Source organism: Chelativorans salis, assembly GCF_025336525.1.
In the GTDB taxonomy this organism is placed as follows: domain Bacteria; phylum Pseudomonadota; class Alphaproteobacteria; order Rhizobiales; family Rhizobiaceae; genus Chelativorans; species Chelativorans salis.
Window position 1 is genome coordinate 223,577 of the sequence record NZ_JAOCZP010000005.1, and the last position, 19,943, is coordinate 243,519.

Sequence of the window (19,943 nt, forward strand, 5' to 3'; positions counted from 1 at the left end):
GATAGGCCGCGATTGTTGGATCGCGTCTCGGGAGGTCAAGCACAAAGTAAGTGGAGGTTGAACCGGATGGTCGTAGCCCGGGTATCGAAGCAGGCGTCGAAGCTTTTGGCGGAGGCTGGGTCGTCCTCATCGAAGGAGGCGACGCGCTTTCGCGATCAGGTTCATTTGGCCGGAACGATGGTATCGCGGACGTTGGGGCAGAAGCAAGGCCAGCCGATATCTCCGTCTGACAGTACGACAAATGTGGACTCGCATTTCTTTGTTACCGCGACAGACGGTGGGACGGATGTGCACGCTCAGAATGACGGTTCTGAGGAGAGCGAACCTGCTTCGATCCTCGAGGAGGTGAAAGAGGGCAAGAGCATCCAGCAGGTCGCCGAAGAGCTCGGTATGACGCGCGATGAGGTGATCGAAGAGCTTGAGGCCGCGGGCTATGAGGTTGAGACGTCGGAGACGGGCCCCATCGGTTCGGAAATGCGGGTGACGACGATCGAGGACCCTGAAAGCGGTGAGACGATCACTGAATACTACAAGTATGACGGCACCTACGACATCGTGGTCGACGGCGAGCCGGAGGAGTATAAGGTCCAGGAAGGCGATACGCTGTGGGACATCGCCGAAGCGTATGGCGTCACTCTGGACGATTTGAAGGAAACCAATCCGGAGCTGTTCGACGACGCACACGATGGCGGCGACCTCATCCATCCGGGCGAGACGGTTGTTATTGACGATGGGGCTGGAACGGCGAGCGGAGAGGAGGCGGCGGGCGCGGCTCTGGACGAGGCAATGGCCGAGGTCGACGCGGCGTTGGAGGAATCGGGATTCTGGGACGACTTCATAAGCCAGTGGGCGGAGGAGCATGAGGACTCGTATATCGATGCCAATGGCAAGCTGGTCGTGCCGGACGGTCAGGACGAGGAGCTGCAGGCCGCATTGGAGGAAGAGTACCAGGACTGGCTAGATAAGCACCCGGAAGAGGCAAAGGCGCTCAACGCGGCGCAGGCGGATTATTACACGGCGGTTATGCTGGAGCTGCGGCTTGCCGCCCTTGAGGCTGAGCGTCTGGGCGAGGATCCCAACCAGGCGATCGAGGACACGGCCAACGAAATCCGCGAGCGGGATACCAACGGACAGGACGAAACCGCTGTGGAGGCTATCGATGCCGCCGAGCAGCAGGTGCTTGGGGAGTCGCAGGAGGTTCGCGCTGCGCAGGTCGAATATGGCACGGCGCTGGACGAACTGGAGCAGGCAGCGGCCGGGCTTGAAGATGGCAAGGAACTTTCGGACGAACATCGCAAGGAGATGGAAGAGCTGGCGTTAGCGCTGGCCGAGGCACTCGGCGAGGAGTTGCCGGTGCATTTCGATGCCGGGGACGAGCGGTTCGTCACCCTGTCGGACGCAGAGCTGACCGCGTTCGTCTTGGACAAGTTCGGTGCTCTCGACGAGGCCGGCAGGGCCACGCTGGCCGAAGCGCTCGGCGTAGAAGCGAGCGAAATCGAATCCGCGCTGACCGCCCTAGGCGAGGCGATCGATCAACAGGTGTCGGATCTCGAGCGCTCTGTTCTGGAGGAAATGGCCGGTCTCCTCGGGGTGACGGCGCCGAACGCTGGTCCTTACCGTCCGGGGGAGCAGACGCTTGCCGATCTATCGGGTGAGGAGCTGCGAAAACTGATCCACGATGCGCTCGACAAGCTGGAGGATACGGACAGTGCCGGCGGTGCGCTCGACTCGCTCGATGAGACAGTTCTGGAGGAACTGGCGGGAACCCTGCTCGAAACGCTTGATGAGGATGGACGCAACCAGCTGGCGGAAACCCTGGGGGTCGAACCGGACGAGCTCGGTACAGTCTTGAGTGATCCCGGCACGTTGGCCGAGGCGCTGGGCGCCGTAGACGAGCAGGCCGTCACCGACGCCTTTGACGACAAGCTTATCAGCATGGCGGCAGAGGAAGTCAGCACAGCGCTCGGCGACAATCCCTACGTTAACACCCTTATGTTCAGCGATGAATACAGCCCCGGGATAATCGATCAAATTGCCATCGATCTTCAGGCCGGCGAATTGGGCCGCATCATCGAAGAGATCGATCCCGATGAATTGAGCGGGGTGGAGAAGGAATTGTGGGAAGCGGGCGACCAGGCGTCGGTGGCGCTGCTGCGGCAGCTCGAGGTCAGCTTCGTCGAGTCACAGGACGTCCGTCCCGAGGGCAGCGGCCTCAATTACGGTGACGAGTGCATATACGCTATTGTCGACGGGGAACGCTTACGCCTAAGCGGCGCGGAAGAGGAACTGCTGAAGAATGGCGATGCCACCACCTTGGCACTGTTCCTGAAGGCCGGCTTCCGCTTCGAGGGGAGTAGCGGCAGCAGCATAAGGCTTGCATTTGACGGTGTATCTTATGCCAACGTCGAGGACCAGATCGGATCACTTGAGCGGTCAGAGCTGGAGGAATTGGCCGAGCAGCTCGGGGTAACGGCGAATGCCGGCCCTCTCACCCCGGATGAGCTGCAGACGCTCGCAGATCTGTCGGACGGGGAACTGAGGGCCCTTGTTCTGGACCATCTCGAGGATTCGGACGATCTTCCCGACGGTCTCAACCCCACGCTGGCCGATCTGACGCAGAAGCTAGTGGACGAGGGCGGGTCCGCGCAGGATCCGCTGGCCCTCGCGGAAGGGCTGGAGGAGATGCTGGCCCAGGCAAAGGGCAACTCGGATGTGCTGGCGACGATCGCCGGCACTCTCTGGTGGTACGGCAACGACGCCGAAAGTTTGGCGGCCGACGCGGCCGCTGCCGGCGCGCTGCGTTTGGAGCATACGGCAGAGCAGGTATCGGCGCTGATGGCTGAGGGCAAGGAGGAGGGCGCGCGGCAGCTTCTGACCGCGAATATGGATGCCGTCCTGAGCGAGGAGGAGCGGGCCATCCTGTGGCAGCAGGTGGGGCTTAAGCATTTCGGACAAGACTATTGGGAGGAGGAGCTCGACGCCATCATCACGGCCTCCGAGGGCAAGAGTTCCTTCGCCGAGGATCTCGCCGATTGGTTCCGGAGCATAGAAGACACCATTTCTCCGGAAATGGCACACATCATTCTCCCCCTCGTCGAAGACAAGGTCGATCTTGACCAGATCGACCTCTACGACGGCGACTTCTTCGCTGCCCTGTCGGCAATCGTCTCGGTTGCCGAACAGCGCGCCGATCCCACCCGCTCGACGAGCTGGGCAGTAGGCATGGCCGAATGGCTGTTACAGCCGACGGAGAGCCATCCTTATGGCTACCAATTCGGCCTGAGCGCTCTCACCAACGCCATCACCCAGGGCTCCGGCAGTGCGCTTGCGGAAGCCTATACCGCTCTGGCCAACGACAAGGAGTTTCTCGAAGACTGGGATTACCAGGAGTGGGTATCCGCCATCGAGGAGGCCAAGCAGCACCCGGACGCCATGGCGGATTATTCAGCCCAGCAGCACACCTACTTCCAAAATAACGCCCACAACATCGTTCCCGACTATTTCGACCGCATCATGAGCCAGGAGAGTATCGGCGAAGAGCAGGAGGTGGTCTATAGCGACGAGCTGCGCGATCTCATCGCCGCCGGCATGGATCTCGACTGGCGCAACAACGAGGTCGACCGCGAAACCGTCGACTTCATCATGGCGCAGATGTTCATCGAGGCCGGCATCGATGAGGAAAACCGGGAAGACACGCCGATCACGGTAACCGTGATCCCCTATATCTACGCCGCCGAGCGCGACGGCTGGGCCACGGGGGCGCTGTTCGCCGTGGACGGGCCGGATACACAGATAAGCTATCGCAACGGCCGCGCGACCCGAACCGTTCCTAACGAATTCGTCATCGATGGTGGGGTGATGGCCAATCTGGCCAGCCAGGCGATGACCGAGGGCGTGGAGATCGACGCCATCACCAAGGAGCAGCCTTGGCTGTTCGACAGCGTCAAGAACTTCCAGGACAAAAACTACCTCGACGAAGAAGGCCTGCTCTACCTGCCCCATGGGCTGGGTGAGCAATACGGTCTTGAAATGGACCTGTTCGGGCCCAGCGCCGGTCACGATGTTCAGGTGGGCACGACCGTGGCCGCCATTGAGACGACTGGTGAAAAATGGATGAAGGGAGTGGAGGTGGCGGTGACCGTCGCCAGCTTTGCAGCCATGTTTGTGCCGGTGGGAGGCCCCCTCCTCTCCGGCCTGCTGAGAGGTGCAAGCGCAGGCTTGCTCAAAGCGACGGGCCTGGGCCTTGGGGCAACGCGGCTCACCCAGTACTCCGCCGGAGTCGGATTGTGGGCCGGGAACGCCACAAGGTTCACGAATTGGTTTACAAAAGCATCCCCCGCCTTGCTGCCCGGCAAAATGACGCCGCTGTGGGCGACGCTTTGGGGCAGCACAGTCTACACCGCCGTCGACGGCGCCTATCGGCTCGGCCAAATGAAACGCCTGGGCATGGACAGTGGCTGGTCCAATCGCATGGCGCGCAATATTTATCTCGACATGATCGGCGCCGGCGCGGGCGGCGTGGCCATGGGCGGCAGTTGGTTCCTTACGCGGCTTTTGGCCCGGACGGGTCCCGGTATCGTCTCCACCGGGGCTAAGGCCGCCTATTGGGGCACTCAGACGGCCAATGCCATCGATCTGGGCATCGGCGCCTATCTCATGCCAGACGGTGTTCGCCACCTGGGCCAGGCCGGTGAGGAGGCCTCGGCCTGGGAACGGCTGATGACCGTCATGGGCGGGGCCATGCTCGTTATGGGCGGCGTGGGGATGCGCCAGGAAATCGTCCACTTCAATGCGCATCGCAAGCGGACTTCCGGAGAGCACATCCTGACACCGGTGGACGAGGCCGCCAAGGACGGTTCTCCCACCGATTGGTTGCAGGCGGCGGGAGCGCTCCGCCCGCAACTGGTCGAAGAGCGCATGCAGCATCATTGGTATCTTTGGTACGAGAGTGAGGGGAAGAAACCGGAAAGCGAGAAAAAGTCGAAGGAGGACTTCCGCGTCGCCGCCGAAGACGAAGTCGACGGTGTGCTTTTGAACGGGTGGATCGGCAAGCAGAGGCAGGCGGAGGACGGGGAAACAGACAATACGGCACCACAAGTTCAGGCTGCGGCCGCTGCGGAGCTCTATTGGTACGTTGTAGCCGGCCAGGCCCGTGACGAGTGGGTGCGGGTCGGAGAGCCGGAAGACAAAGCCCCGAAGGACTTCCTGCCCGATGCCGCCAACAATTTCTATCAACAATGGGTCGAACGCCTAGCCGGCAAAGGCGCGTCGGACGAACTTATCGAACACACCGCTGCCGAATTCAATCGGGCCCTGCTTGACGTGCAAATCGAAAACCGTCGGTCCGAGGACGGGGAACTGAAGGAGGACGACAATGCTAACCGGCTCCAGGCGGCGGTAGAGCTTCTCCCGAGCCTGCTCCATCCCTACCGCGGACTCCTGGCACCCCGCAGGGACGGTAAGGACGAAGACGAGTTACTCAACGAGACCTTCAGCACTATCTACCGGACCTTTGTCGAACACGTGGCTGGTCCCGGCGTGTCGGACGAACGCATCCGCCAAGTCGCCGACGCCTTCCATCGCACCCTCTTCGACAGGCAAGCTGAAAACCTTCAAACTAAGGATGGTGAACCGAAGGAGGACGACACCACGTACCGGCTGCAGGCGGTGACAACGCTCTTCCCGAGCCTGCACCAACCGTACAGCGCACTCCTGGCTTCCCGGAGCGGCGGGAAGAGCGAGGACGGCTTCATCGACGGAGCCCTATACGATATCTACCGGAGCTCGATCGAATACATAGCCGGCGACGGCGCGTCGGACGAACTTATCGGCCAGGCCGCCGCCGAGTTCCACCAAACCATTGTCCAGCAACAGGCCAACGCCCAACAGCTGAAGGAAGTGGGTTCGCTGGACGGAGACCAGGGTCGCTTCCTGGCCAGCGCGGCGAGAGAGCTCTCCCCGTGGTCTACGGCATCGCTCGCCGATCTTCTCCGCAGGCGGGCCGGAGCGACGGACGACGCATGGGGAGATTTCTACAAAGAGGCCGACGAAATCATCCTCGCCGCTTCGGACGAACAACGCATCGACTATCTTTGGGAGCTGGCAGGCAAGAAGGGGCAGAGGGAGGATTATCGCGACCAAGCCGAACGCGAGGTCGACATCATACTCGACCTTGCACCCACTAGCCGGCGCAGCAATCCGAACTCTGTCGGAGGGGAAAGCGCGACGCTTTCCAGCGATGACGTCACAAATGAGCTGATCGCACATCGCAAGGACGGGACGTCCGATGCCATTCCCGCCAAGACAGAGTGGAACGCGGTCCGAATTCATGACCCGCGAACCGGCGCGATAGTCGAAGCGTGGGCCGGACCGGAGGCGCTCAGCCAGCTCGAGCCGCTCATTAACGTCTACGGCTTCCTCGATGCGAGCCATATCGTAGCAGCCCCGGACGAGCGCATCGAGGGCGTGCAGCTGCCCGGCGAAGGCCCGAAGTTCTTCCTCATAGAGGACAGGCAAAGCGGACGCCGTCAGCTTCTTGCACTGCAGAGCGGAGACCAGCTTTCTGCAGATCCCGAGGCTGCTCACACGAGCGCGTATGCGCCAGTTCTTGGAAATCTCCACGGGCCTCATGTAGCCCAAGCCCAGGCACCCCTTCCCGAGTCAGTGCAGCCTGTGGAGCCGTCCAACGACAACGCACATGATGGCTACGCCGGTCAACAGGATAATGGCAGGCATGAAGCCGACGACGAGGCCGGCAGCGAGACCGTGACGGACCTAGAGGCCACCTTTGCGGCGTGGGCCAAGAGGCCGGTCTGGGGGGCGGGAACGCTGAACAGGGCCGAGTTGGTCCTGGCAGCGCGACGGGTAATCCCGGATGGTGGCAGCGAGCCGACCGACTATGCGGCGTACGGCGAGGCCTGGACGAGCGAGGAGGTCGAACTTTATCGGGATCAGGTCTTGCTGGAGAGTTTCGGCGAACCCGAACGAAAGGAGGGCAGCATACCTACTCCTCCCCAGAATCTTCAGCACATCAATATCATCCGGGAGGAGGACTGGGATGACAACGTTATCCAGATAGAGAAAGAACTGAGAAGTCAGGGGATCGAGATCGAACTCTACGACCGCGCAACCGGCAAGGCGTTGGTCGACGGCCTCACCCTTTTCAACGAGCATACGCGCATGGCAGTTGTCAGCTATGTCAAGGGCAATCCCCCACCAGCTAAGGACGCCGATCGCACATCAGTCACGCCAGCCGATCCGGAAATCTTGATCCATGAGGCGGAACACGGTGCGGGCGGCGCCAATTTCCGACTGGCGACTACGGCCTTGAGGCCCAGTTGGGAAGGCCTCAAGCCCGACCATGCTGCGGAGCAGTTCGACAATCTCTACGAAGCCGTAGTGGACTGGCGGACTCGCCGGAAAGTAAAGAAGCAACGGGAGCTACATCCGGAATGGTTTAGGGATGCGGACGGCAATGATAAGCTATTGACGGACTCGCCCTACAATGTCGACGCCGTGGAGCGGCTTCTCAAAAAAATCGCGGCCGCCCACTATCGTAACACGCCCGGCGCCAGAGCGAAGGCCGAGGAGCTCCTGGACAAGGCTTTCCACGATGACGAGGAGGCCCTAGCCACGGTCAAGGACATCGCCACCAAGTCGATGGACGAGGTCAATGGAGCCGTCACGCAAGCGGCGCCTCGGACGGGCGAAGGAGGCGATCTGCCTCGACGTCGACGTGGCGATCTGAATTACCTTGGTGAGAGGAGCGTGACGGTTGATGGCGAGCCCATCGATGTCCAGACGCTCACGGTCCCCGCGCCGGAGGATGCCTTCGTTGTCATTGCCGACCATGACACGTTCATGGACAATAATGGCAAGCTGAAAGACCCGGAGGCGGTCAAGCAGCTTGTCGAAGACATCCGCAATCATAAGAATTACTCGGAAGGCCAGGACATCGTCTTTTGGGGCTGCCTGGACGGCACGCGCACACATGAGAGACAGGGGGACCCCTTCTCCACCTCGCTGGCCCGCGAGGTCGCGAACAGGCTGGGCGCGCGCGTCCACGCCATCGACGGGACGATCGAACTCGGCGAAGAGGTCAAGATCACGCCGAGGGATAAGCATGTAGTGGACCCCAGGGTGAGGGAACGACCGAACCTGCCGCTGGTCGAGGTCAAGGAAAACGGGGTCGATAAGCCGGTAAACCGGCAATTCCAAGACGCTTATGCTGCACAGCGCAGCTACTGGCTTGGGGAAAATCGGCCCCGCCGCCACATACCGGACCCGTTCAGCGAACAGGTCCTGAAGAAGGGAGCGCGGGTCGAGGGGGAAGATGGCAAGCTCCAGCCGGTCGATTCGAGAATGCTCGGCGCCTTCGAGGAGAGCAACCTGCCGCCGACACCGGCGGAGAGCCTGGCCGAGGTGGACTTCTATCTTGCGCGTCTGAAGAAAGATCAACCGCAACAGTTCGATGCGCTTCTTGATTCACCACGGCAGATGGCGCAAGCGGTCAAGACGTGGCATGGAGTCCGGGGAAGGGGGTATGGGCCTGATTTCTACACCAGGCTGGAGGATTGGTTCACCCGGCAGGAAGGTGATCCAGTAACTATACGCGCAGCCAAATTGGCGGACTTTCTCGAACAAACAGATCATTTCATTGTCATTATCGATGATGAAGCGTTGGCTCAGACACTGGCGATGGGCCCCGAAGCCGATTTTCAGCCCCGACCGATCGACCCAGGACTTCTTGGCGGCGCCGAGGCGAATGAGCCGGCGGGCAAGATGGAGCCGGGCCAATCGGATCGCACCGGAGCTCCGGATACGACGTTTGAGCAAGCATGGGCAAATCTGCAAAACGGGACGGTTTCAGAGAGCGAGTATCAGCTTCTTCTTCGGGCGATCGATAATGAACGGCGGCAACGAATGCTGAATGGCGACCAAGATCCCGGCTATTCCGTATTCAAATCACGGGCCGAGGAAATCCTTCGCTCCATTCCCTCAACTGAAATCCCACAGGGCGCCAACGGGAAGATTATCGACGTAAAAACATCAGAACATAATACGGCTGTCCGAAATATTATAAATCTATCTATCCTTATAGCGAGGGTAGAAATTCATCACTTTAATAAGGATAATTCACAAAAAAGTGTTTTATCGATTGCTCCAATTTTGCCATTCAACAACTTTAGCAAACTAACTCTTTCTTTGCACTTTATCATTAATCTACGAAGAGATTCGAAAGAAAATAGTCAAAATATAGTTTTAAGAGACGCTGATCATTATTACACGCAATTCCTGCAGAACTGGCAGAATCAATTTCCGCCTCGACGGTTTATGTCTTATTTATCCGATTTGGCTGCTCTGCATTATGACAAAATGAAAGTAAGACAAAAGAAGAAAGAACTGAGGGGCGAAGAAATCGATTACCGGCTAGAAGAGTCTGACTACTCGGCGGCTCCTCCGGGCGGAAGAAGCTGGGCGCATCTGGGCGCGCGGCATTACCGGCGTTATGCCGGGATTATGGAGGATCGTGATGGCCTGCCCCTTCTTTTGGTGACGGAACTACCAAGAAGCATCCAGCCGAAAGACACGTCGGCCGAGTCTTATAGTCCGACCTCGTGGACCCAAGACAGTTTGAACGAGTTTACGGACACGTTGCTCCACATATTGCCCGATCTTTACTCGACAGTCCTACCGCATTTCTCTGAAGGCCGGTTCTCCCTTGCGGGCCTACCGAACATCAATTTGAAAGCTCCTGAGAGTTGGAAAGCCACTGTCCGCACGCATGGCAAAAACATTGTCGACCCCGACAAGGACAATGCCTTCACCGTGTATGACAAGCGCACTGGCGAGGCGAAGGCGATCTACGTCAAGAGCACGGCATCAGCCGACGATGTGGCACATGAAATCCTGCATGCCCTTATCGCCCCCGAACTCAGAAATCTGCTTACCGGGCTGGAGCTAAAACACGGCTCCAACATGCATGAGTCCATGATCGAAGGCCTGACCCGGCGGCTGCGGTCGCGTTATCCGGGCCTTTTCGGGCCGGACAAGAACCGGGGCTACGCCGAGGAAGTCCGCGCCTTTGAAAAGGTGATCGAGCACATCGATACCAAACGGGGAGCGAAGCACCATATCGGGTCAGACGCAGAACAGGTCATTTGGGGTGCCCTTTTTGGCGACCTCATGTGTCGCGGCATTGTCCTCGAAAGCATTGATGAGGCAGTCAAACCGTCGGAGACCGACGTCGCGAAAGAAAATCCCAATGCCTTGCGGGTCGCGGCTCGCTCCGGGGAACCTAGTGGAGACCAAGAGCAGACTGGGGCCATCGGAGATCCGTCATCTCGAGACATCTCATTTGACGATTGGAACGGCTCGATTGAGGGTAAGACACCGGACCTGTCGTTCCGCGATGGCGATTTCAACCTGTTCGTTGAAGAACTCATTTATAGCCCTGCGGGCAGCAAGCTCCGTGCACTGGGTGCTGATCTGGATACTCTCGCATACAACCTACGGGTGGTGTTTAGCCAATCTCCGACACTTCAGCAGCTATGGAACAAAGCGATCCTGCGCGGCGGCGTGGAGATCGTCCTACCCGGAGCCATGACGCTTTACCGGCGCGACACAAAGCAAATTATTTTCGAGTTGGACCGACTGTTGTGGCCAGTTGAATTTGCACTCGTGCTGGGACACGAGCTGCGCCACGCAATCAATCACTCCCTTATCAAGATTGATCTTCCAGGGTCGGCCTCCAATCCAATTCTGCCCTTGCTCAACCGTTGGGATGAGCAGGGAGGTCCTCGCACTGCCGAGATTATCGCTCATGGCACTGAAGCTGGGCTGCTAGAAGAGGCGTACGCGACACTTGCTGGCGATCTGGCGGTGCGCGACGATCTGGTTCGTGCTGGGATAACCATTCCTCCCAAGATCGACGAGTATTATATCGAACACGGGATGCTCCGAACTCGCGAACAATATTGCAATGGAGAGTTGAACTGGCTAGAGGCAACCCAACAACTCAGAGAGACTGTAGCGCAGAGAATCCCCTCGGGTGCAAAGTCAACCTACAGAGAGCATTTTGCAGCCGGGGTGGAGGAGATTTGGCGCAATATCAGCGAAGGCAATGGTGGACGGCCGACTGGCTGGCAAACCTCGTTTAGAGCATGGGATCGGCCGTGGTCTGCCGAAGAGGCTTCTCAATATATCGAAAAGACTGCAGATGACGTTCGGGCGGGGCTTGAGCTTCCCGAGGAGCAGCGTTTTGGCTCCGGCTTTGTCAAGCCCGTCGACACTGAGGAGTGGGCGCAGCAGCCACATGCCGAGGGGCGGCATGCCTATGCCTACAGCCGGTTCGACAACGGAAAGCCGCGCGGTATTATAGCGGAGATTGCCCCTCCTGGAACGGAAACCCCCGTTGACAGCGGCGATCTGGTCCATTCGCTGGTGGACGCCTCCGCCCATGACGAGTTTCGCCATAGGGCGGTGAGTCTCCATCCCAATTTCTACAAGGCCGCACTCGAATGGATCACAACCCGTATCAGCGGCCAAACCGGTTACTGCCACGATAGCACCGTGTTTATCGACGGGGTGATCGAGGCGGCGGTTAAGATGCATGCCGAAACTCATGATCTTGGTGACCTTAGCGATTTTCCGAGGGTGGCCAACATCCTCAAGCAGGAAATCGAGCGCCAGTTGATCCGCGCCTTTGCGCATGGCGAGTTAGAGACATGGGAGATGTTCAAACAGGCGGCGCAGAACGTGGGAATGCGCGACCTTGCCCTCAGCGACGCGGCGTATATTCGCCTCCAAATGCTGGATTTATTTATCAAAACGACACTCGGCGAAAAGCGTCATTATAGTTTAAGTACACCCGTCGTTTACCCGTATTCCGTGAAAGCTTTTTACGATGAATTCGGTTCTGTCGACAAATTTTTGCGAAAAATCGAGGGAGAGCGTCAATCTCTCATCGCCGTAGATGTGCCCGGAAGCGACAATGCACACGCTCCCACGGGAGGAAATGATGAGGCAAGACAGGCATTGCGGTGGGAGCCATACAATCCAATGTTTGAGAATGCTTATATCTCGCAGATTTATGGCTTCAGGCAATATTTTAGAATTCCGAAAGAATTTGATGAAGATCTGAAACAGCACGGGCGTTATTTTCGAGCGCAACTGGGAGTGAGAGTGCCCTTCCATGATAAATTGAAAGGGTGGCAGCCTGGCAATCCCATTGTACTGGACATCTTCAGTTCCAATGGGCAGGACAGACTCTTGGCGCAGGAGGTGGCCGATAAGGCCGGCGTAGAGGTTATCTTTCCCAAGGAGGACGATCCGTCACAGTGGGAGATGGTGGAGCCATCTTCCCAGCACATATCCGATGTTCCCGCGCCGAGGCCCGATGGTACGCCCCCGCAGTCGGATAATGGCCCCCGAGATCTGTCGGCCGCCGCTGCCCCGGCAGAGTGGCCATCGAATAAGCCAAACATCCCTGCGATATTCCGCAACCTACAAACATGGCAGGCTTCCAAGAAGCGGCCAACCCCGTCGGAACTGCTTAAAAACTATGCCTCTCCCGTCACGGTAGATCTGCTGGGCGGACAGGTCCCGCAAGCGGAGGAGATTGCCGCCGAAAGTATGGTGGCGGGGCTGGTCGACCCGCAGTTCCGTAGTGCGTTGGCCGAGCATATCCGATCACAGGGAAAGGTTACCTTTGCCGACTTCTGGGAACTCACCCTCTACACAGGGACCGACGGTGAAGGGGGGTATTACAACTCAGGCACTGTCGCTATCGGTGGCGACACATCCGATCACTTCCGCACCGCGCCGGAGGTGTCCCCGGCGTTCGGTTATACGCTTGGCAGCGCTCTTGCCGAAATGTACGAGGCAATGGGAGCCTCGGATCGCTTCACCATCGTCGAGCAGGGAGCCGGAAACGGCACTCTCGCTCGCGACATTATCGATATGCTTCGGGTTGAACACCCGGAAATTTATCGCGTTCTGAACTATGTGATTGTCGAGCGCAGCCAGGCGCTGATCACACGTCAGCGGGCGAAATTGGAAGGCGAAAATCGGGTTAGCTGGGCGGACGCCCTGCCCAGGAATCTGCAAGGCGTAATTCTTTCCAGCGAACTGGTCGACGAGTTTCCTGTACATCGCGCCGTCCGGCACCCAGACGGGCGTATCGAAGAGATTTATGTCACGGTCGATGACAACGATCGGTTTATTGAGAAACGGGGCGAGCCAAGCCCGGAACTGAACGCGGCGCTCCGGGAACTGGCTGCGCGGCAGCTGCTAAACCCACCGGACACTCAGCAAGAGCAGGACTTGACCGTCAGCGCAAAAGCAATCGCCTGGATGAAGGAGCTTGATGGCGCGCTCACCAAAGGCTTTGTCCTTACGATCGACTACGGTAAGCCGGGAGATATGTGGCGAAAGCCTTATTCCTTTTATAGAAAAGCGCGGCCGGTCGAGTGGGCATACCGTTACCCGGGCGCAATCGACATTACCGCGAAGGTCGATCCGAAGGTTCTTTCACAACTCGGAGAACAGATTGGATTGCAGCCGGCCCGCTCGATCGGTACGCCGGACAAGGGTTTCGAGTCCCAGGAAGACTTCCTCCGAAGGCATGGTCTCGGAGCCAAGATAAATGCTGCATCTGGCGCTGAGCGGATTAACCTTATGTCCCTTTGTGCACATTTCCCCTCATTCTTCGCGCTGACACAGGAAAAAAATATACCTCCGGTGGAAGCCGGGCAGGTGGACCCGGGTAAGGGAGAACACCCGCAGCCCGCCGAAGACGAGACCGATGCTTCAACGCCGAAGCCCGGCGACAGCACGCTGCCTGCCACCAATCCTCGTCCTCTGAAATCACTGACACCCGGGGAACTCGCAGCACTCACGCCCGAGGAAATCGATACCCTCACTCGCGACGATCTGCTTTTGCTCTCCGATGAGCAGTTGCAGGCGCTTCTGCCTGAGAAGTCAGGCAAGCTGAAGCGGGTTCTGGTCGCCGACCCGGAGAGAAGCGATAAGCTGGTCGTCGCGTTAATCGACAAAAGGTTGCCTTTTCTGCAGGATCCAGAGCACGTCCCGGACCCTCGTATTATCGACGCGAAATATATCCGCCCGTCCGACAAGCCATCGTTGCAGGAAAATTGGAAGAAGGGACCGTGGCTGGATTTGCATCGCAATTCCGACGGAACCTATATGCTCATGCCGGTGATGGGCGGCGGCGCGCCGACCCCTGCGGAAAGCCTCGCCGGAAAGGACTTCAATCTTCAGGACCTGAAGGACGACCAACAGCAACAGTTCTATAATCTCCTCAATTCACCCGAGGACATGGCGCAAGCGGTCAGGGCAGCGGATCGGGCCAACGGGACGCAGCGTGAGCCCGGTTTTTATTCCGACCTGGAGAATCGGTTCTACCAAGAGGTCGGCGCCTCGGACGCCGTGCGTGAACTCAGATTGGCAAACCTGCTGCAAACGGGCGGAGAGACCGCAGCGATCCAGAACCTGAGCGCGGATGATGTGGCGAACCTGTTGGCCGACGACTGGCAGGATTTCAGCGATGCGGGATTGCAGGCGCTCAATGCTTGGCAGATCGGAGCCATTCCGGAAGAGTTTATAGGGTTTATCGATGTCGGCGCGTGCACACCCTGGCAGATATCACAATTTACGGCGGAGCAGGTGGGCAATATCCCGCCGGAGCAGATGGCGACCCTCAGCGGGGATCACTTGGGGGCGTTCACCGTCGGGCACGTGAAGACGCTCAATGCTCAGCAGGTCGGAGCAATCCCGACCGAGCACATCCGGTATCTGGACGTAGCCAGTCTGAAGGAAGAGCAGATCCCGTGTCTCACGGGCGAGCAGGTGGCGGAGCTTCTAATCGGGCAGTTAAGAGGTTTGAGAGACACCGGCCTCCAGACGGAGCTCATCGAGAGCCAGCTGGCCGCGATCCCGGCCAAGCGCATCTGGTATCTGGACGTGGCCAGTCTGAAGGAAGAGCAGATCCCGTGGCTCACGGATTCGCAGGTGGCGGAGCTTTCGATCAAGCAGTTGAAGGACTTGAGCGACGCCGATCTGCAGACGGAGCTCGCCGAGAGCCAGCTGCGCTTGATTCCGGCCAATCGCATCCGGCATCTGAACGTGGCCGGTCTGAAGAATGAGCAGATCCCGTGGGTCACGGACGAGCAGGTGGCGGAACTTTCGACCAGGCAGTTGAAGGACCTGAGCGAAGCCGGCCTGCAGACGGAGCTCACCGAGAGCCAGCTAGCTGCGATCCCTGCCAATCGCATTCGGCATCTGAACGTAGCCAGCCTGACGAAAGAGCAGATCCCGTGGCTCACGGACGAGCAAGTGGCGGCGCTTTCAAACAAGCAGTTGAAGGACCTGAGCGAAGCCGGCCTGCAGACGGAGCTCACCGAGGGCCAACTGCCCGCGATCCCTGCCAATCGCATCCGGAATCTGGACGTGGCCGGTCTGGAGAAGGAGCAGACCGGTTTAAAGCCGGAGCAGATCCCTTGGCTCACGCCCGAGCAAGTCGCCAACATAACGGCGGACCAATTTGCCAAGTTTACCGCGGAGCAGCTGAGAGCCTTCACGCTCGAGCAGGTCGAGCTCATCGAACCCCACCAAAAGGCAAAGCTTGAGGGTAACGAAAAGGCCATTCTCGATCTCGATTATGTGTGCAACCTCTCGGTAGGGGAGATAGCCAAACTTCCTGTCGAGAAATGGGATGCTGCGGTCGGAACCCACCAGGTCGAGGCGTTCGCCGGCGACACGGTGGATACAAAAGCGGCTTTCGGAACGGCCCAGTTGCAAACGTTCACGGGCGATCAGATAAGAGCCATTCCGCTCAAGCGCATCAAATATGTGAACCTTGCGGCGTTCAAGCCGGAGCAGTTTCCGGAGTTCTCCCTCAGGCAGGTGCTCAAATTCACGCCTTATCAGATGGCCAGGCTCGATCGCCGACATCTGGGAGCGTTCACATCCGCACAAAAGAGGGTGTTGAAATCCATTCAGACGGTTTTGCTGGATGCCGATCAACTGGCCGCCCTCGACGGGTACAAGGCACCCTCCCGCATGCGGAAAGCCGTGGCTAAGGCCAGGGCAAAAGGAGCCACCGACTTTGTCATAGCGGGAACCGCAACCGGCACCTTGGCGACCGTTTGGAACGTCTTGTCGGACGATGTCAAGGTAGTCCTCAGCGCCGGCATTATATTGCGCGGCATCAGCCTCATCGCAAAGGAGACGTTTCCTACCTTCACCCCCCCGCACAGCCCTCTGGGCCGGGCTCTGAGGGGTCTCGATTTCCTGACCCTCCCACCCAACATAGCCAACGGTTTCCTCAAGCCCGACTTCGCCAATCTCACCATCCACTCCGGCAACTTTTTGTACGCTATGAAATCCTCCAGGGAGGCCCGGACGGGGCAAAGGGCTTTTGGACGGGTGGACTATTGGGCGCTTCCCTTGTTTTTCGGCGGCAGCGTCAAGTATACTTGGGATTCCGCTTTAGGGTCGGGAGGAGGCCAAGACCTGTCGGGCATCTCCCCGGACTGGTTGGGCTTTATTCCAGACGCCTTGAATACCGTTCCGGGAGCAGCGGACACCGTCGCGGGGGCAATGTTCACGGCCGGAGCGTTCTATCTAGGATATCAGGCGTTCTTTCCACCGAAAAAGGAGAATCCGATAGCGCCGCGCATCGTCGATGGCGTTCTTTTTGGTGGCGGTATGATCCTGCTTGGAGCGATGGGGATCTCGAAATCGCTTGATGACAAAGCCGAGGAGGCCGAAGAAGAGGAAAGGGAGGCCGAACTCCCGCCGCCGGAAGAACCGGAAGAGCCAACACCGCCGGAGGAACCCGACGAGCCGGAAGAGCCGCTGCCACAGCTCGTCGTCACCACCGAGGACGGGCTTGCTATGCGGGAGGAGCCAACGGACCAGTCCGAAAGGCTTGCGGTCCTGCGGCCGGGTTCGCTGGTTCACGAGACGGGCGAACGCAAGACCGACGAGGCAGGCACCGAGTGGGTGTTGGTCACCGGTTATGGATGGGACGGCGTGGAGCATCAGGGCTGGGCGAAGGCATCCTTTCTGGCGCCTCACGCCGACGGCGCCCAGAATGAGCAGGGCCGTTTCAATCCGGAGCTCGAAAACGACGGTTATGACTGGGTGGACGTGCAGCCGGGGCAAGACATCGGGACCATTGCACGAGAGAATTCGGTCGATGTTGCCGAAACGGTTCTGTTGAACATGGACCATATCATCAACCCCGCGGTGGTCTTCGCGGGAGACAGGATTTATCTTCCGGCTTCCGAGTGAATGAGCCGGCGGACTCTCAATGTTGCAATTCGGAAATATCGGCAGATGCGTTGTGATCTACGCGTTCGACGGAAACGCTTTTGGCCGAGATCTCGAGTTCCTCTTTCATCCACGATGCAAACTGTGCCGTGATTCCGGAGTCGCCGACGGGTTCTAAGGTGAGAAGACGGTACTTGGCGCCAGGAGCTGCAGCGGGGCCAAACGGGCGCATGAGATGTCCACCGACGAGGTGGTCGGCGGCGAGAATGGATCGCCCCATGGCTAACCCTTGATCCAAAAGAGCCGCCCGCATTGCCATTTGGGCGAGATTATAGTGCTGGCCGCGATCAGCATCGATGTTCGAAGCGCCCTGTGCTTCGATCCAGCTGCGCCATTCAATGCAACGCTCGGCGCCCACCCACGGCTCGAGATCATGAAGCAAGGTAAGCCGGTCCAGTTCAGAAATTTGATCAAATTGGTTGTTGTTGCGCCAATAGGCGCCAGTGCAGACTGGAAAGATTTGTTCCTCAAACAGATCGATCACGTGCAGGTCGTGGTAGGTGTCGCGATCATAGCGTATCGCCACATCTATGTTTTCATTCAGCATGACCTCTCGGTTCATCCGATGAAACTCAGCTCGAATTTGAATTTTCGTATTCTTGGATGAACCGTGCCAAGAGTTCAGCCTTGGCAGCAACCACTCCATTGAGAGCGAGGGTATACAACTGACGACTAGACTCGTCTGCTGACGTTCCCGAACGAATGTCGCGATCTTGGCCTCAATGTCATGAAAGGATCCGTTGATGACTGCAAACAGATCCTCTCCGGCAGCAGTCAAAGTAACTCCGCGTCCGACCCTGGCAAATAATTTGGCGCCAAGCCGATGCTCAAGCTGCCTGATGCGTTGGCTGACGGCGCCCTGAGTAACGTAAAGTTCTCGGGCCGCGGTGCCGAAACCTTTCTGACGCGCCACAACTGTGAAAAACCAGAGGCTTCCGATCAGCGAAGTATCGAGGCCACGAAAATCGTTAGCTGATCTTATCGGAGGGCTAATATTCATCGTTTGCTTCCGACGCCCCTCAATGGAAAGATAGTCCACAAAGACCATAACAGTAATGCCAGCATTACCGAAATCCATATGGATTTTTCGGCTTTCTTTTTTCGTCCCAACAACGGCGGCATGGACGGCTTGAAACCCGTCCTGATGATTTTGTCTGAGCAAATTGCGGCAGATCCGCAGTGCCTCCAGGGAGAGAAGAATATGACAGACGGGCGGCGAAACGCGCCCGGACTTCCGGCCAGGATTGTGCAGGAGTAACCCATGCCTATAACCGCCGTTTCAGAGATCGAACCGTCCGTCTCCTCTGCAAAGGCAAGTCACCGAGCCGCGCTCGGCGTTCTTGCCTCGCTCTTCTTTATTTGGGGTTTCATCACTGTCATCAACAACACGCTGCTTCCGCATCTGCGCAGCGTATTCGTCCTCGATTACACGCGGACGACACTGATCCAGTCCGTCTGGTTCATTGCCTATTTTCTCGTTTCGATTCCATCGGCAAAATTGATCGAGCGAATCGGCTACCAGCGCTCTCTCGTGACCGGCCTGATGCTGATGGCCGTCGGCTCGCTGATGATGCTGCCCGCCTCAATGGTGCCGTCCTACTGGCTGGTGGTGACCGCATTGTTTGTTATCGCGAGCGGAATCACATTGCTCCAGGTTGCGGCGAACCCTTATGTCGCCGTGATCGGCTCGCCGGAGACCTCCTCGTCGCGCCTCAATTTCGTCCAAGCGTTCAACGCCCTTGGAACGACGCTGGCGCCGCTGTTCGGCGGCTATCTCATCCTCGCACGATCGACATCGGGCACGGCCGAGGCCGGAGCTGTCCTAACCGAGGCCGAGCGGCTGGCGGATGCGCAAGCCGTGCAGCTTCCTTATCTGATCGTCGCGGGCGTGCTCGTCGTTCTGGCAATCATTGTCGCAATGTTCCGGCTGCCGGACATTAGCGCCGAAAACCGCCGCGCTTCGGCCGAAGAGCGACGCAAGCATTCTCTCTGGCGCCACCGCAATCTCGTCTTCGGTGTACCCGCCATCTTCGTCGCCCTCATTGCCGAAATAGGCGTTTCCAACCTGTTCATCAATTTCATTTCCCTGCCAGAGATCGGCAACATGACCCATGCCGATGCCCCACATTATCTCTTGCTCCTCTGGGGCGGGATGATGGTCGGACGTTTCGGGGGTAGTTATCTGATGCGCATCTGGAGTGCGGAAACTATCCTTGCCTGGTTCAGCATTGGCGCGTTCGCGGTCATGATGATCACCGTTCTCGCGTCAGGGTCGGTTGCCATGTGGTCGTTGATCCTCGTCGGCCTGTTCCACTCAATCATGTTCCCGACGATCTTCACGCTCGGCATTCGTGGTCTCGGGCCGCTCACCGAGGAGGGGTCGGGGTTGCTCACCATGGCGATTTCCGGCGGTGCGCTGGTAGTCGTGCAGGGCTGGCTTGCCGATCTTTACGGGCTTCAGCTTTCCTTCCTGCTCATCGCGGCCTGCGAGATATATGTGCTGTTTTATGCACTGTGGGGCAGCAGGCCGACTGAGGTCCTGCCAAAGAAGAAGGTGGCCCTTACGGCCTAATAATACATCTATAGGT

At 58.6% G+C, this 19,943-nt stretch carries 3 protein-coding genes; 2 read left to right on the top strand and 1 reads right to left on the bottom strand.

The features are described from left to right. The first annotated feature begins 66 nt into the window (after positions 1-66). Entirely contained in the window at positions 67-17,316 is a 17,250-nt protein-coding gene (locus N5A92_RS17455) for an SAM-dependent methyltransferase (protein ID WP_260905030.1), read from the top strand. Between the two features lie 16 nt (positions 17,317-17,332). Here the strand turns inward: N5A92_RS17455 and N5A92_RS17460 are convergent, their stop codons facing one another. Further along, positions 17,333-18,517: a LysR family transcriptional regulator gene (locus tag N5A92_RS17460; protein ID WP_260905032.1), complete on the bottom strand. Its 1,185-nt coding sequence runs from the start codon at positions 18,515-18,517 to the stop codon at positions 17,333-17,335. Between the two features lie 99 nt (positions 18,518-18,616). Between N5A92_RS17460 and N5A92_RS17465 the strand changes: the two genes are divergently transcribed. Next, complete coding sequence (locus N5A92_RS17465; protein ID WP_260905034.1) at positions 18,617-19,927, top strand: sugar MFS transporter; 1,311 nt, start codon at positions 18,617-18,619, stop codon at positions 19,925-19,927. The last annotated feature ends 16 nt before the right edge of the window (positions 19,928-19,943 follow it).